Below are 14,460 nucleotides of genomic sequence, written 5' to 3'. Positions count from 1 at the left end.
TCGGTCGGTCGGACCAGAGGGAACGTTCCGTCGACGGGCGCCCGCCGGGTCTCACACCCCTCGCGGGGTCGGGTCGGTCAGTGGATGATCCCGGTGCGCAGGGCCACCGCGACCATGCCGGCCCGGTCTCCGGTGCCCAGCTTGCGGGCGATGCGGGCGAGGTGGCTCTTCACGGTGAGCGCCGACAGGCCCATCGAGACGCCGATGGCCTTGTTGGACTGGCCCTCGGCCACCAGCCGCAGCACCTCGACCTCACGGCCGGAGAGCTCGCGGTAGCCGCCCGGGTGGCTCGGGGCACCCGGGGGGCGGCGGTGACCGAGGCGGGCGGCCGCGGCGCCGATGGGGGCGGCGCCGGGGCGGGTGGGGTGCCCGATGTTGGTACGGGTGCCGGTGACGACGTATCCCTTGACGCCGCCGGCCAGGGCGTTGCGCACGGCGCCGATGTCGTCGGCCGCCGAGAGGGCGAGGCCGTTGGGCCAGCCCGCCGCGCGGGTTTCGGACAGCAGCGTCAGGCCGCTGCCGTCGGGCAGATGGACGTCGGCCACGCAGATGTCGCGTGGGTTGCCGACGCGGGGACGGGCCTCCGCGATGGACGACGCCTCGATGACGTCGCGCACGCCGAGCGCCCACAGGTGGCGGGTGACGGTGGAGCGGACGCGCGGGTCGGCCACGACGACCATGGCCGTCGGCTTGTTCGGGCGGTAGGCGACCAGGCTTGCGGGCTGCTCGAGGAGAACGGACACCAGGCCTCCTGGGGAAGGTGCGGGACGGAGCCGGCTCGGGGAAGAAGCCGGGGGCGAACCCGTGCTTGAAGGGGTCACTGACTCCTTCGGCAGCCGGGCCGCCCGCCTTTAGGGAAAGATCACGATTTAGTGAGTAACAATTGGTGCAATTCGGACGCGCGATCGATCATCGTACGAGCCTCATGTCCGTCGCACCCGAAAGTGTCCGAAAAACGACGTCCGTCCGCCGCCCGCACGCTACGGCTGCTGCGGCCCCCGCCGCTGGGGAAGCGACACGACCCCCGCCCCCGACGTTGTGCCCGCCCCCGGCCCCGTACCGGAACCGCTCCCCGGCTCAGCCGGCGACGGCGGCAGCCCCGCCACCTGGCACAGCAGATCGCACCAGGCCGCCAGATGCGTCCCGGTGTCCGGGACCCCGGCCACGCCCTCCTGTGGCGTCCACGAGGCCCTGATCTCGATCTGCGTCGCCGGGCGCCGCTCCGCGAGCCCCCCGAAGTAGTGCGAGCTCGCCATCGTGACGGTTCCGCTCGCCTCCCCGTACGACAGACCGCGCGCCTCCATGGCACCCGTCAGCCAGGACCAGCAGACCTCCGGGAGCAGCGGGTCCGCCGCCATCTCCGGCTCCAGCTCCGCCCTGATCAGGGTCACCAGCCGGAAGGTCCCCTTCCAGGCGTCGTGCCCGGCCGGGTCGTGCAGCAGCACGAGCCGCCCGTCCGCCAGGTCCTCCTCGCCCTCCACGACCGCCGCCTCCAGGGCGTACGCGTACGGGGCGAGCCGCTGCGGCGGCCGGGTCGGGTCGACCTCGATCTCCGGCCGCAGCCGGACCGCGCGCAGCCCCTCGACCGCCCGCCGGAAGGCGACAGGTACCGGATTCGTCTCCGTGGGGTCCACCCTCTCGCCCGCCGTCTTCCCCGTCCCTCGAATGCCGTCGGAATGATCGGAAAAATGTCCCTGAGCCGCAGCCATGCCGGGAAGAGTAGGCGGAACGGGGCCCGTGCGCAGGGAGGGACACCCGGGCCGGGTGAGCGGCTTCTCGCCACATGCGAAGATTCTGGGCGTGAGCGCCATCGACGGCCCCGAGGGCCAGCAGACGAAGCACCAGCCGCAGACCTACGACTCCGCGTTCCTGAAGGCGTGCCGGCGCGAGGCCGTGCCCCACACGCCCGTCTGGTTCATGCGGCAGGCCGGGCGGTCCCTGCCCGAGTACCTGAAGGTCCGCGAGGGCATCCCCATGCTCGAGTCGTGCATGCGGCCCGAGCTGGTCACCGAGATCACCCTGCAGCCGGTGCGCCGGCACAAGGTCGACGCGGCGATCTTCTTCAGCGACATCGTCGTCCCGCTCAAGGCCATCGGCGTCGACCTCGACATCAAGCCCGGCGTCGGCCCGGTCGTCGCCGAGCCCGTCCGTACCCGCGCCGACCTGGCCCGGCTGCGCGACCTGACCCCCGAGGACGTCTCCTACGTCACCGAGGCCATCGGCATGCTCACCGGCGAGCTGGGCGCCACCCCGCTGATCGGATTCGCGGGCGCCCCGTTCACCCTCGCGAGCTACCTCGTCGAGGGCGGCCCGTCCCGCAACCACGAGCACACCAAGGCGCTCATGTACGGCGACCCGCAGTTGTGGGCCGACCTCCTCGACCGCCTCGCCGAGATCACCTCGGCCTTCCTCAAGGTCCAGATCGAGGCCGGCGCCTCCGCCGTGCAGCTCTTCGACTCCTGGGTGGGTGCCCTGGCCCCCGCCGACTACCGCCGCTCGGTCATGCCGGCCTCCGCCAAGGTGTTCGACGCGGTCGCCTCGTACGGCGTCCCGCGCATCCACTTCGGCGTCGGTACGGGCGAGCTGCTCGGCCTCATGGGCGAGGCGGGCGCGGACGTGGTCGGCGTCGACTGGCGCGTCCCGCTCGACGAGGCCGCCCGCCGCGTCGGCCCCGGCAAGGCGCTCCAGGGCAACCTCGACCCGGCCGTGCTCTTCTCCTCCCGGGAGGCCGTCGAGGCCAAGACCGACGAGGTTCTGGCCGCGGCGAAGGACCTGGAGGGGCACGTCTTCAACCTCGGCCACGGGGTGCTGCCCACGACCGACCCGGACGCGCTCACCCGCCTGGTGGAGTACGTGCACACGCGGACGGCCGGCTGATCCCTCGGGCGCCGGCCGCCCCCGTGCGCGGGCGGGCTCAGTATTCGCAGTTGATCGGCGGCGTCCCGGTGGTGACCCGGCAGGAGTCGAAACCGCCGGCGCCGTCGACGGTGCCGTTGTTGACGTTCACCCGGAGGACGTCGTTCCCGAGACCGCCCGTCACGGCGCTGCCGGGACCGACCGTCCCCTGCACGATGATGTAGTCGGCCCCGTCGTTCCCGGACACCGTCCCCGTGTTCAGCGAGCCGGAGACGCTGACGTAGTCGCTGCCGGGGCCGCCGGTCACCAGTCCGTCGACGTCCCCGCCGATGGAGATGTTGTCGTTGCCGGCGACGCCGTTGACCTGGTGACCGTCCGGCACCGAGCCGCAGCGGATGACGTCGTTGCCGGGCGTGCCCATGACGACGTCGGCGGTGACGGTGGCCCCGTTGACCGTGCAGGTCACCGCGTGGGCGGGGGTCGCCGTCAGGGCGAGCGGAGCGATGACGAGTGTGGCCGCGCAGAGCGCGCGCATGCTGTGTCGGATCATGTGAACAGTGACACATGGTGATATCACGGTCGCAATTCGTCACACCGTGTCATTGCGCTGCCCGGGTCAGCCCGCCGCCCGAACGGCCGCCACCGCCTTCCGCGCCGCGACCAGCACCGGATCCCACACCGGCGAGAACGGCGGCGCGTAGCCCAGGTCCAGGGACACCATCGTGTCCACCGTCATCCCCGCCGTCAGCGCCACGGCCGCGATGTCCACCCGCTTCCCCGCGCCCTCCCGGCCCACGATCTGCACCCCGAGGAGCCGCCCGGTCCGCCGCTCCGCCAGCATCTTCACCGTCATCGGCGCGGCCCCCGGGTAATAGCCCGCCCGGCTCGTCGACTCCACCGTCACCGTCACATAGCGCAGACCCACCGCACGGGCGTCCTTCTCCCGCAGCCCGGTCCGGGCGATCTCCAGATCACAGACCTTCGACACCGCCGTGCCCACCACACCCGGGAAGGTCGCGTAGCCGCCGCCCACGTTCGCGCCGATCACCTGGCCGTGCTTGTTGGCGTGCGTGCCCAGCGGCACATACCGGTCCCGCCCGGACACCAGGTCCAGGACCTCCACACAGTCGCCGCCCGCCCAGATGTTGTCGTGGCCCCGCACCCGCATCGACAGATCGGTCAGCAGACCGTCGTACGAGCCGAGCGGAAGCCCCGCCGCCCGCGCCAGCGAGGTCTCCGGCTGTACGCCCATGCCGAGCACCACCACGTCCGCCGGGTACTCGGCGTCGTCCGTGGCCACCGCCCGCACCCGCCCGTCCTCGCCGGTCAGGATCTTCGTCACCGTCGCGGACCCGACCGTCGTGATCCCCAGGCCGTCCATCGCCCGGTGCACCAGACGCCCCATGTCCGGGTCGAGCGTCGCCATCGGCTGCTCGCCCCGGTTCAGGACCGTCACCTCGAAGCCGCGGCCGAGCAGCGCCTCCGCCATCTCCACCCCGATGTACCCGGCGCCGACCACCACCGCCCGCCGGCCCTCCGCCCGCTCCAGGCTGTCCAGCAGTGCCTGCCCGTCGCCCAGGGTCTGCACCCCGTGCACCCCCGGCGCGTCGATGCCCGGCAGCGGCGGGCGCTGCGGCCGGGCGCCCGTCGCGATCACCAGCTTGTCGAAGTCCGTCCAGGACTCCTCGCCCGACTCCAGATCCCGGCTGCGCACCCGCTGCCGGTCCACGTCGATCTCGGTCACCTCGGCCCGCATCCGCAGATCGATGTCCCGGGCCCGGTGCTCCTCCGGACTCCGGGCGATCAGCTCGTCCAGGGAACCGACGTCACCGCCGACCCAGTACGGGATGCCGCAGGCCGAATAGGAGCTGAAGCGCCCCCGCTCGAAGGCGACGATCTCCAGCTCCCCGGGCCCCTTGAGCCTGCGCGCCTGCGACGCGGCCGCCATGCCCGCCGCGTCCCCGCCGATAATCACCAGTCGTTCGCTCATATGAACACGCTACGACGGGCGGGGCGTTGGGGAACGCGCCGGGCGCGTCCCGGAGCGGAGGAGGCGGGTCCGTTACGGGGTCTCCTCCCCGCCCGGCCCGGGCAGCGGGACGCCGGTGGCGGTGGTACGGCGCTGAACGGGCACGGCCGGGACGGCCTCCGCCGCACCGTCCGGCCCCTGGCCGTGGCCAGGACCCGCACCCGGGCCCTCGACCCGCCGCGGCCACCGCGGCCGGATCAGCCGGCGCCACACCCCGTACAGCACCGCCGCCGTCGCCAGCCACGGTGCCAGCGCGGCGAGCACGACCAGGACCCAGGCGGCGGCTCCCACCAGGGCGCCCCAGCCGCCGGCCAGCGCGTCGAGGAAGCCCGGCCGGGCGTCGTCCTCGGCGACCGGCTTCGCCTCCGGCTCGGTCAGGTGCAGGGTGATCGTCGCCAGCGACGTCCGGTCCTTCAGCGATGCCTGCTGGGCGAGCAGCGACTCCAGATCCGCCTGACGGCGGCTCAGTTCCTTTTCCAGGGTGACCACGTCGCTCAGCTTCGTCGCCTTCTCCATCAGCGCCCGCACCCGCGCCACGCTCGCCCGCTGGGTGGCGATCCGGCTCTCCACGTCCACCACCTGGTCGGTGACGTCCTTGGCGTTCGCCGTGCGCGACAGCAGCTTGCCCGCGCCCGCCAGCTCGGCGAGGACGGAGTCGTAACGCTCCTGCGGGACCCGGAGCACGATCCGCGAGCCGACGTGTGTGCCGTCGATCCGCTCCGTCGTCTCGTTCTCGACGTGACCGCCCGCGCCCGCCGTGACCCGGCGGGCCGCGGCCAGCGCCTTCGTCGCGTCCCCGACCTCGACGGACAGCTCGGCGGTACGGATGACGTGCTGCGGGGCCACCGGGCTCCGGCTCCCCGACTGCCCGCTGCCCGGCTTCCCGCCGGGCGACCGCTCCGCGCCCGAGGCGCCGTCCGCCGCGCCCTCGGGCACCCCCGTGTCGGCCGGCCTGGCCGCGTACCCGCCGCCCTTGCGGTCGGCGGCGGCACCGCTCTCGTCCCCCGCGCCGCACCCGGTCAGGACGAGCCCGGCCGTCAGCAGCGCCGCCGCCGTGACCGTGCGTGTGCTGCGCATCCGGCTTGCGCGCGTCCGGCTTCCTCGCGTCCGGCTTCTTCCCATCCGGCAACCCCCCAAGGTGATCGTGTGTCGTGCCCCTTGGACGCCAGGGTGAGGGCCGGGGTTTCCGTCCGGCGATCGCGAAGCGGTCACGGTCGGGCCTCGGAACGGAAGCGCGCGGGCGATTTGAGACAGTGGTCCCATGAACGGCCCCACGCACGCGCAGCCCACCGACGGCCGGCCCCCGACCGGGAGCGGACCGCACGTCGTCGTCGTCGGAGGCGGCATCGCCGGTCTCGCCGCCGCCCACCGGCTCGTCACGGCCGGCGCGCGGGTCACCCTCCTCGAAGCGGGGGACCGGCTCGGCGGGAAGCTCCTCACCGGCGAGATCGCCGGCGCCCCCGTCGACCTCGGCGCCGAGTCGCTGCTCGCCCGCCGCCCCGAGGCGATCGCCCTCGCCCGGGCCGTCGGCCTCGGCGACCGCCTCCAGGCCCCCGCCACCACCACCGCGTCCGTCTGGTCCCGCGGCACGCTCGTCCCCATGCCCAAGGGCCACGTCATGGGCGTCCCCGGCGACGGGCACGCCGTCGGGGAACTCCTCTCGGCCGAGGCCGTCCGCCGCGTCGCCCGCGACCTCGAACTCCCGCCGACCGAGATCGGCGACGACATCGCCATCGGCGCGTACGTCGCCGAACGCATGGGACACGAGGTCGTCGACCGGCTCGTCGAACCCCTCCTCGGCGGGGTCTACGCGGGCGACGCCTACCGCATCTCCATGAAGGCCGCCGTCCCCGCCCTCTTCGAGGCCGCCCGCCGCCACCCCAGCCTCACCGAGGCCGTCCGCGCCGTCCAGCGCGCCGGCGCCGCCACCCCGGCCGACGCGGCGGGCGCCGCCACCGGCCTCGGCGGCGCCGCCTTCGCCGGCATCCGGGGCGGCATCGGCACCCTGCCCGGCGCGGTCGCCGACGCCGTCCGCGCCGCCGGCGGCGAGATCCTCACCGGCACCCCCGCGGACGCGCTGCTGCGCGCCGGCGCGCGCGGCTGGCAGGTCGTGACCCCGCAGCGGCTCCACGACGCCGACGCCGTGGTCCTCGCCACCCCGGCCGGCATCGCGGCCGGCCTCCTCGCCGCCCACGCCCCGGCCGCCGCCGGCGAGCTGGAGGAGATCCGCTACGCCTCCATGGCCCTGGTCACCCTCGCCTTCCGGCGCTCCGACCTGGCGGCCCTGCCGGCCCTGCCCGGCTCCGGCTTCCTCGTGCCGCCCGTCGACGGCCACACCATCAAGGCGTCCACCTTCTCCAGCCAGAAGTGGCGCTGGGTCGCCGACGCCGCCCCCGACCTCTTCGTGCTGCGCACCTCCGTCGGCCGCCACGGCGAGGAGGAGCAGGTGCGCCGCGACGACGCCGACCTCGTCGACGCGTCGCTGAAGGACCTGGCCGCCGCCACCGGCCTCACCGCCCGGCCCGTCGCCTCCACCGTCACCCGCTGGACGGACGGACTTCCGCAGTACCCGGTCGGCCACCTCGCCCGCGTCGAGCGCGTCCGCACCGCCGTCGCCGGCCTGCCCGGCCTGCGCCTCGCGGGCGCCGCGTACCAGGGCGTCGGCATCCCCGCGTGCGTCGCCTCGGGCCGCCGGGCCGCCGACGAGATCCTGGAGGAGATTCCCGGCGGGATCCGGGACGAGATCATCGCCACGTCGGAAACGGCCGACCCGGGTACGGGGCACTGTCCGTGACGGGCGAGAATAGGCGTATGAGTGCGCCCGAAAAGATCCCGAACGCCGGTAAGAAGGCGAAGGACCTCAACGAGGTCATCCGCTACACCCTGTGGTCTGTGTTCAAGCTGCGCGACGTCCTGCCCGCCGACCGCGCCGGTTACGCCGACGAGGTCCAGGAGCTGTTCGACCAGCTCGCCGCCAAGGACATCACGATCCGCGGCACGTACGACCTGTCCGGTCTGCGCGCCGACGCCGACGTCATGATCTGGTGGCACGCGGAGACGAGCGACCAGCTCCAGGAGGCGTACAACCTCTTCCGCCGCACCAAGCTGGGCCGTGCCCTGGAGCCGGTCTGGTCGAACATGGCGCTGCACCGCCCCGCCGAGTTCAACAAGTCGCACATCCCGGCCTTCCTGGCCGACGAGACCCCGCGCGACTACGTCTCGGTCTACCCCTTCGTGCGCTCCTACGACTGGTACCTGCTGCCGGACGAGGACCGCCGCCGGATGCTCGCCGACCACGGCAAGATGGCCCGCGGCTTCCCGGACGTGCGCGCCAACACGGTCGCCTCCTTCTCGCTCGGCGACTACGAGTGGATCCTCGCCTTCGAGGCCGACGAGCTCTACCGGATCGTCGACCTCATGCGTCACCTGCGCGGCTCCGAGGCGCGGATGCACGTCCGCGAGGAGATCCCGTTCTACACCGGCCGCCGCAAGAGCGTCGCCGACCTGGTGGCCGGCCTGGCCTGACGGCCCGGCACCGACACCGACACCGGTACCGTCACCGGTGCCGGTACTCCCGACTCGGTCACCGTCCGGCGCCCAGCCGCGCGGTGACCCCTCGACCCGGAAGATCAGACGGCCGGCGGAACTCCGCCTGCCGCTCCAGCGACACCGGGTCCGGCTCCGGGTGCGGCGCGCATGACGCGCGCCGCACCGGCGTCTTTCCCGAGCCGGCGCCACCCGCCCCGCCCTCGGCACGCACGGCCGGTACGGCACCGGTCAGCAGATAGCGCTCCAGATGGCGGTTCACACAGGCGTTCGCGCCGCCCGCGATGCCGTGCGTCCCGGCGCCCCGCTCCGTCACCAGGGCGGACCCCGACAGCCGACGCTGCATCTCCAGCGCCCCCTCGTACGGCGCCGCCGCGTCCCGCTCGGCCGCCAGGATCAGCACCGGCGGCAGCACTCCCGGCCCGGTCCGCACGTCCAGCGGCTTCTGACGCGGCGCCTTCCAGTAGGCGCAGGGCAGGTTCGCCCACACGTTGTCCCAGGTCTCGAACGGGGCCTGCCGCGCGAGCCGGGTGTTGTCCCGGTCCCACAGCGCGAAGTCCTCCGGCCAGGGCGCGTCGTTGCACTCCACCGCCGTGTAGACGGCGGCCCCGTTCCCCGGATCGCCGGACGCCGGCTCTCCCGTACGGGTCGGGACCGCCGGCGCCGCCTGCGCGACGAGCGGCTTCGGGTCGCCCTTGAGGTACGCGCCGAGGGCGCCCGCCCGCGCCGCCCAGAACCGGTCGTCGTACAGCGCCTGGAGCATCGCCCCGTGAAGCTGGCCCGGCCCGACCCGGCCGCCCGCGGGGGACGCGGCCAGCTCGACCCGTACCCTCTCGTAGTTCTCGCCCACCTCGGCGGCCGTGGTGCCGAGCCCGTACACCGCGTCGTGCTTCGCCGCCCAGGTGCGGAAGTCGGCCCAGCGGCGCTCGAAGGCGAGCGACTGGTCGAGATTGTTGACGTACCAGACGCGCTCCGGCGCCGGGTTGACGGGCGCGTCGAAGACCATCCGGCGCACCCGGTGCGGGAAGAGCGTCGCGTACAGGGCGCCGAAGTACGTGCCGTAGGACGCGCCCATGTACGTCAGCCGCGGCTCGCCCAGCGCGGCCCGCAGGACCTCCAGGTCGCGGGCGTTGTTGAGCGAGTGGTAGTGCCGGAGCGCGGGCCCGGTGCGGTTCAGGCAGCCCTGCGCGTACGTCTTGGCGCGGGCGATCCGCTCCTTCTTGTAGACCTCGGAGGGGATCGTCGGCGCGAGCGTGGGCCCGGTCACCCGGTCCGCCGGGTCCTGACAGGAGACCGGGGCCGAACGGCCCACCCCGCGCGGGGCGTAGCCGACCAGGTCGTACGCGGCGGCGATCCGCTCCCAGACCGGGAGCCCGGCCGCGAGCGGGAAGTACGTCGAGGAGGCGCCGGGGCCGCCCGGGTTGAAGACGAGCGCGCCCTGCCGTCCGGCCGCCGGGCCGGAGGCCCGCACCCGGCTGACGGTGAGCGGGATGCGGGTGCCCTCCGGGTGCGCGTAGTCGAGCGGTACGCGCACGGTGCCGCACTCCACCGGCGCGGGCAGCCTCTCGACCGCCGGGCACGGCCCGAACCGGATGCCCTGCGCCGCCGCGGCCCGCGCGGCGACCTGGACGCCACGGCTCTCGGCCGGCGGTGCGCCGAGCGGTGCGCCGAGCCGTGGTGCGTCGAGCCGTGGTGCGGCGTCGGCGGGCGGCGTGAGGGCCGGTGTGAGGAGGGCGGACAGTGAGGCGGACAGCATCAGCGCGACGGACTTCATCGGCGCTTCCCTTCGTAGCCACGGAGGCGGGCGGGCGACAAAGGGATCGTTCGGGCCGGGGACGAGGAAGTAAAGGATCCACGACGGGTGTCGGCTGTCATGTCCCCGAAAGGCGGCACGCGGCTCGGTCCGGGCCGGTCCCGTCAGGAACTGCTGGACGAGCAGGAGCTGCCGCTGGACGACGACGAACACGAGCTGGAGGACGACGAGGACGAGCAGGAGCTGGAGGAGCCCGACGAGCCCGAGGAGCAGGAGCTGGACGAGCCCGAGGAGCAGGACGAGCCGGAGGAGCACGAACTCCCGCCGCCGGAGCAGGAACTGCCGCCCCCGCAGCCGCCCCCCGTGCCCCCGGCCGAGGCCGCGCACCACAGGACCGGCAGCACGGCGACGTCATGCGCCGAGTGGGGGGAGTGCGGGCGGGAGGAGGAGCGGCGGACCGGGGGCGGCACGGGGGTCCGGGCCGCCGTCGCCAACTGCTCCCGCAGGAACGGGTCCGGCAGCGCGCGCAGCCCGTACAGGGCCACCGGCATTCCGCCGTGCGGCAGATGCGCGTGCGCCGTGGCGTACGCCGAGACGGCCGCCCGCCCGGCGGGCGTCACCCGGTGTTTCGCGGCCGAGGCGCACAGCACCGCCGCCACGATCAGACCGGCGATCACCGGCAGCACCTTCAGGATGAACGGCAGCCGCGGGCCCGACCCCATCAAGTCCGCCGCCGTGAGGATCAGCGAGACCGGCACCGCCAGCATCGCCAGGATCCCCAGGACCGTGCTCCAGGTCAGCGCGGACCGCCGGGCCCGGGGCTCCATGATCAGCCCCCGGGCGGCGAGCCCGTCGCCGATCTCCTGCACCGCCGGGTGCCGCATCACGGCGAACCGCAGCGGAGCGAGGGCGCCGTGCGGGGCGGCGGCCAGCTCCTGGAGCACGGCCCGCTCGACCGGGTCGTGCGCGGTCGGCCGCAGCACCCGCACGATCCCGGGACCGCCCACCACCACCCGGCCGTCCGTGTGCAGGGCGGCCAGCGCGGTGTCGACGACCCGGGCGGGTCCGCCGTTCAGGAACGCCGCCTCGTACGGGTCCTGGACCGGCCCGCCCGTACCGCGCCCGACCCGGCCGCGCTTGACGAACAGCACCGCCATGCCGGCGCCGCCGACCACGTAGAAGAAGAACGCGAGCGTGTTCACGGTCGCCTCACCCCCGTCCCAGAACCGTACGAACCCGATGTGCGAAGCGCGCTGCCGGCCCCGGCGGCCGGACGCCCGCCCGCTCCCGCCACCACGCGGTGAGCCGCCGCCGGACCTCCGCGTCCTCCGGCCGCCCGGCGACGAGCAGCCCCTCGACGAAGTCGAGGGCGTCGTGCCGGTAGCCGTCCGTCATGGGCCGGCTCCGGGCGTACGCGAGGAACGCGGGCCGGTAGCCGTCGCCCAGGATCTCGGGCAGCTCGGGAGCCACCTTGGCCACCACGTCCGCCCGCTTCGCCGCGAGCGCCCGGCTCTGCACCCCGAGCCGCCGCACATCGAACCCCTCCGGCGCCGGCGTCCCCGCCACCAGCGCCGAAAGCAACGCCGCCTCGGCCACCCCGACCCGCTGCCGCGCGCCGAGCACGCGGTCCGCTGCGACCCCGGGCCCGACCCCGGGCCCGTCCCCGAGCCCGACGGGTATCGCCGGGACGGCCGCCGCCGCGCCCGCCGCCGTACCGGACGCGCCGGACGCGCCGGTCGCCGCGGCCGCTGCCGCACTGGCCCGGGTCGCCGACGGTCGTATCGGCATCGGGCCGCCCGAGACGCGGGCGCCCGCGCCGATGAGGAGCGGGCGGGGGCGGGCGGCGGCGAGGGTCGCGCGGATGGCGGACAGTTCGGCGGCCAGCTCGTCCGCCGGCGGGAAGTGGTCGTCCCGCTCCAGGAGGACGCCCGGCGGGGAGACGCGCGAGGCCAGGTCCGCGAGGATGTCGAGGACGGGCCGGGGCACCGGGTGAGCGTGGGTGTCGTGCCAGACGCCGTCCCGCTCCAGGCCGCCCGCCACGTGCACGTACGCGATCGCCTCGACCGGCAGCGCGGCCAGCGCCTGCGCCGGGTCCTCGCCCCGGTTGACCCGGTTGGTGTGCAGGTTGGCCACGTCGATGAGGAGCCGCACCCCCGTGCGCTCCACCAGCTCCGCCAGGAACTGCCCCTCCGTCAGCTCCTCGCCCGGCCAGGAGACCAGGGCCGCGATGTTCTCCAGGGCCAGCGGCACCGGGAGCGCGTCCTGGGCGATCCGGACGTTCTCGCACAGCACGTCGAGCGCGTCCCGGGTCCGCGGCACCGGCAGCAGGTGCCCGGCCTCCAGGAGCGGCGTCGCGGTCAGCGGCCCCCCGGCCCGTACGAACGCGATGTGCTCCGTCACCAGCGGCGCGCCCAGGGCCTCCGCCTTCTCCGCGAGCGCGGCCAGCCGCCCGGCGTCCGGCCGGTCGGCACCGCCCAGGCCCAGTGAGACGCCGTGCGGCACGACGGTCACGCCGCGCGCCCGCAGTCGCTCAAGGGAGTCGGGCAGGTGGCCGGCGCAGATGTTCTCCGCGACGACCTCCACCCAGTCGACCCCCGTCAGCCCCTCGACCGCGTCCGCGATCTCGGGCCGCCAGCCGATGCCGACACCCAGTTTCGTCATGTCCCCCTCCTTCGGTCCCCCAGGTGATGGCCCGGGAGCGGCCCGGCGAATCCGGACGGGGAGACGTTCAGAGCTTGATTTGAGGTTTCGGCCTCAGGGAGCCGCGCGGAAGCCCATCGCCGGGAACTCCGACACCACCGTGCACGAACCGGGCGCGATCTCCGTGAAACCCGCGTCCCGCACCACCGGCAGCCCGGCCGACGTGAGCCGCGCCCAGCGCACCGGGGCGGCCGTCCGTACGGCGAGCGGGAAACCGGCCTCCCGCCAGGTCTTGCGGTCGGCGTCCGACAGCTCCCACCACAGCAACTGCGCGCCGTGCCCGGCCTGCGCCATGGCCTTGCCCGCCGACATGCCGAGCTCGGGGTTGAGCCACAGCACGGCGGCACCCTCCGGCACGGGCCCCGGGTCGGCGGGGTCGTCGAGGTCGGTGCCGGACACCTGGAGCCGGGCCAGGTCCTTGGGCCAGCCGTCCAGGGGGACGGGCGGGAAGACCCGTACCTCGGCGGCGGGAACGCCGTCCCCGTCCCCCTCCCCGTCCGTGCCGGTACGCGTACCCGTCACCGTGATGCCCGGCAGCGCCTCGGCCCGGCGCCACTCCGCGCCGCGCGCCCGGCGCACCACCTTGCGGATCCGGGCGTCCTGCCAGTCCGTCATGACCTGCGCCCACGCGCCCTCGCCGAGCGACCGCTCGTCGGCCAGGATCTCCAGGACCGCGCGGGCGGCCGTCTCCAGGGCGTCGGTACGGGCCGGCGGCGCCGCCCGCTCGATGCGGACCACGAGGGGCAGGACGAACTGCGGCTTCTCGTCCCGGGAATCGTCACGGACGTCGGTGTCGTTGCTGCTCACCCGGCAAGTCTGCCACCGCCGGAACGGATGCCCGTACGAGCGATTCTTGTAGGAATGGGAGCCTCCGGGACAGGATGCCCCCATGAAGAGTGATCTTTTCGCCAGTGAGCACCTCGCCGAGGCGGCGACGTTTCCGGGGATGACCCTCCAGAACGCCAAGTCGGTCAAGTACACCGTCAACGGGGAGATGCACGCCCGGCAGGGCTCGATGATCGCCTTCCGGGGGAACCTCCAGTTCGAGCACAAGAGCCAGGGCCTCGGCGGCCTGCTCAAGCGCGCCGTGACGGGGGAGGGCCTGGCGCTGATGGCCGTACGCGGTCAGGGCGAGGCGTGGTTCGCCCACGAGGCGCAGAACTGTTTCATCGTGGAGATCGAGCAGGGCGACGCCCTGACCGTCAACGGCCGCAACGTGCTGTGCTTCGACCCCACGCTCCGGTACGAGATCAAGACGGTGAAGGGCGCCGGCATGACCGGCGGCGGCCTGTTCAACAGTGTCTTCACGGGCCAGGGCAAGATCGCCCTGATCTGCGAGGGCACCCCCATCGTCATTCCCGTCGGGCCGCAGGAGCCGGTCTTCGTCGACACCGACGCCGTCGTCGGCTGGAGCGAGCAGCTCCACACCTCGCTGCACCGCTCCCAGTCCTTCGGTTCGATGATCCGGGGCGGTTCGGGCGAGGCGATGCAGCTCAAGCTGGAGGGCCAGGGCTTCGTCATCGTCCGCCCGAGCGAGGCGGTCCCGCAGAAGCCGACCGGCTGACCCGGACCGACC

At 74.2% G+C, this 14,460-nt stretch carries 13 protein-coding genes; 4 read left to right on the top strand and 9 right to left on the bottom strand.

What is annotated here, in order from left to right:
- Positions 1 to 77 precede the first annotated feature (77 nt).
- Together ABZ135_RS10945 and ABZ135_RS10940 are read right to left on the bottom strand one after the other, a co-directional pair.
- The gene (locus ABZ135_RS10945; protein ID WP_015037008.1) at positions 78 to 743 is read right to left on the bottom strand and encodes a response regulator transcription factor; all 666 of its coding nucleotides are present in this window, start codon (positions 741 to 743) and stop codon (positions 78 to 80) included.
- Between the two features lie 237 nt (positions 744 to 980).
- A complete protein-coding gene (locus ABZ135_RS10940; RefSeq protein WP_356694088.1) occupies positions 981 to 1,709 on the bottom strand; it encodes a DUF3000 domain-containing protein in 729 nt (242 codons plus the stop codon).
- Positions 1,710 to 1,800: 91 nt separating this feature from the next.
- Between ABZ135_RS10940 and hemE the strand changes: the two genes are divergently transcribed.
- Positions 1,801 to 2,877 (top strand): uroporphyrinogen decarboxylase, encoded by a 1,077-nt coding sequence (gene hemE, locus ABZ135_RS10935; RefSeq protein ID WP_356694086.1) that lies wholly within the window; start codon positions 1,801 to 1,803, stop codon positions 2,875 to 2,877.
- 37 nt (positions 2,878 to 2,914) lie between these two features.
- Here the strand turns inward: hemE and ABZ135_RS10930 are convergent, their stop codons facing one another.
- The 3 genes from ABZ135_RS10930 to ABZ135_RS10920 form a co-directional block, all read right to left on the bottom strand.
- Positions 2,915 to 3,406, bottom strand: coding sequence for a hypothetical protein (locus ABZ135_RS10930; RefSeq protein ID WP_356694084.1), 492 nt, complete (start codon positions 3,404 to 3,406; stop codon positions 2,915 to 2,917).
- Between the two features lie 66 nt (positions 3,407 to 3,472).
- Positions 3,473 to 4,846, bottom strand: coding sequence for an FAD-dependent oxidoreductase (locus ABZ135_RS10925; RefSeq protein ID WP_356694082.1), 1,374 nt, complete (start codon positions 4,844 to 4,846; stop codon positions 3,473 to 3,475).
- Positions 4,847 to 4,918: 72 nt separating this feature from the next.
- On the bottom strand, positions 4,919 to 5,962 hold the full coding sequence (locus tag ABZ135_RS10920) for a DUF4349 domain-containing protein (protein WP_356694080.1): 1,044 nt from the start codon (positions 5,960 to 5,962) through the stop codon (positions 4,919 to 4,921).
- A 184-nt stretch (positions 5,963 to 6,146) separates the two neighbouring features.
- Here ABZ135_RS10920 and hemG point away from each other — a divergent pair, with 184 nt between their 5' ends.
- Entirely contained in the window at positions 6,147 to 7,679 is a 1,533-nt protein-coding gene (hemG, locus tag ABZ135_RS10915) for a protoporphyrinogen oxidase (RefSeq protein WP_356694078.1), read from the top strand.
- A 17-nt stretch (positions 7,680 to 7,696) separates the two neighbouring features.
- Positions 7,697 to 8,410 carry a hydrogen peroxide-dependent heme synthase gene (gene hemQ, locus ABZ135_RS10910; RefSeq protein ID WP_282695702.1) on the top strand — a complete coding sequence of 238 codons (714 nt, stop codon included), beginning with the start codon at positions 7,697 to 7,699 and terminating at the stop codon, positions 8,408 to 8,410.
- Between the two features lie 58 nt (positions 8,411 to 8,468).
- On the opposite strand, the gene ABZ135_RS10905 is transcribed toward hemQ, so the two are convergent.
- From ABZ135_RS10905 to ABZ135_RS10890, 4 genes are all read right to left on the bottom strand, one after another.
- The gene (locus tag ABZ135_RS10905) at positions 8,469 to 10,205 is read right to left on the bottom strand and encodes an alpha/beta hydrolase (protein WP_356694145.1); all 1,737 of its coding nucleotides are present in this window, start codon (positions 10,203 to 10,205) and stop codon (positions 8,469 to 8,471) included.
- A 143-nt stretch (positions 10,206 to 10,348) separates the two neighbouring features.
- Positions 10,349 to 11,386: a TIGR04222 domain-containing membrane protein gene (locus tag ABZ135_RS10900; RefSeq protein ID WP_356694076.1), complete on the bottom strand. Its 1,038-nt coding sequence runs from the start codon at positions 11,384 to 11,386 to the stop codon at positions 10,349 to 10,351.
- A gap of 7 nt (positions 11,387 to 11,393) precedes the next feature.
- Positions 11,394 to 12,845, bottom strand: coding sequence for a DUF692 domain-containing protein (locus tag ABZ135_RS10895; RefSeq protein ID WP_356694074.1), 1,452 nt, complete (start codon positions 12,843 to 12,845; stop codon positions 11,394 to 11,396).
- Positions 12,846 to 12,938: 93 nt separating this feature from the next.
- Positions 12,939 to 13,691 carry an aminoacyl-tRNA hydrolase gene (locus tag ABZ135_RS10890; RefSeq protein ID WP_356694072.1) on the bottom strand — a complete coding sequence of 251 codons (753 nt, stop codon included), beginning with the start codon at positions 13,689 to 13,691 and terminating at the stop codon, positions 12,939 to 12,941.
- 82 nt (positions 13,692 to 13,773) lie between these two features.
- Here ABZ135_RS10890 and ABZ135_RS10885 point away from each other — a divergent pair, with 82 nt between their 5' ends.
- Positions 13,774 to 14,448, top strand: coding sequence for an AIM24 family protein (locus ABZ135_RS10885; protein WP_356694070.1), 675 nt, complete (start codon positions 13,774 to 13,776; stop codon positions 14,446 to 14,448).
- Positions 14,449 to 14,460 lie beyond the last annotated feature (12 nt).

Source organism: Streptomyces sp. NPDC006339, from assembly GCF_040612775.1.
Classification (GTDB): domain Bacteria; phylum Actinomycetota; class Actinomycetes; order Streptomycetales; family Streptomycetaceae; genus Streptomyces.
This window is presented reverse-complemented; position numbering and strand designations above follow the sequence as displayed.

What these genes read in the sequence shown, in the direction of transcription:
- ABZ135_RS10940 (WP_356694088.1), bottom strand. Translation starts at nt 1,709, where the DNA reads ATGGCTGCGGCTCAGGGACATTTTTCCGATCATTCCGACGGCATTCGA.
- ABZ135_RS10930 (WP_356694084.1), bottom strand. Translation starts at nt 3,406, where the DNA reads ATGATCCGACACAGCATGCGCGCGCTCTGCGCGGCCACACTCGTCATC.
- ABZ135_RS10925 (WP_356694082.1), bottom strand. Translation starts at nt 4,846, where the DNA reads ATGAGCGAACGACTGGTGATTATCGGCGGGGACGCGGCGGGCATGGCG.
- ABZ135_RS10920 (WP_356694080.1), bottom strand. Translation starts at nt 5,962, where the DNA reads ATGCGCAGCACACGCACGGTCACGGCGGCGGCGCTGCTGACGGCCGGG.
- hemG (WP_356694078.1), top strand. Translation starts at nt 6,147, where the DNA reads ATGAACGGCCCCACGCACGCGCAGCCCACCGACGGCCGGCCCCCGACC.
- hemQ (WP_282695702.1), top strand. Translation starts at nt 7,697, where the DNA reads ATGAGTGCGCCCGAAAAGATCCCGAACGCCGGTAAGAAGGCGAAGGAC.
- ABZ135_RS10905 (WP_356694145.1), bottom strand. Translation starts at nt 10,205, where the DNA reads ATGAAGTCCGTCGCGCTGATGCTGTCCGCCTCACTGTCCGCCCTCCTC.
- ABZ135_RS10895 (WP_356694074.1), bottom strand. Translation starts at nt 12,845, where the DNA reads ATGACGAAACTGGGTGTCGGCATCGGCTGGCGGCCCGAGATCGCGGAC.
- ABZ135_RS10885 (WP_356694070.1), top strand. Translation starts at nt 13,774, where the DNA reads ATGAAGAGTGATCTTTTCGCCAGTGAGCACCTCGCCGAGGCGGCGACG.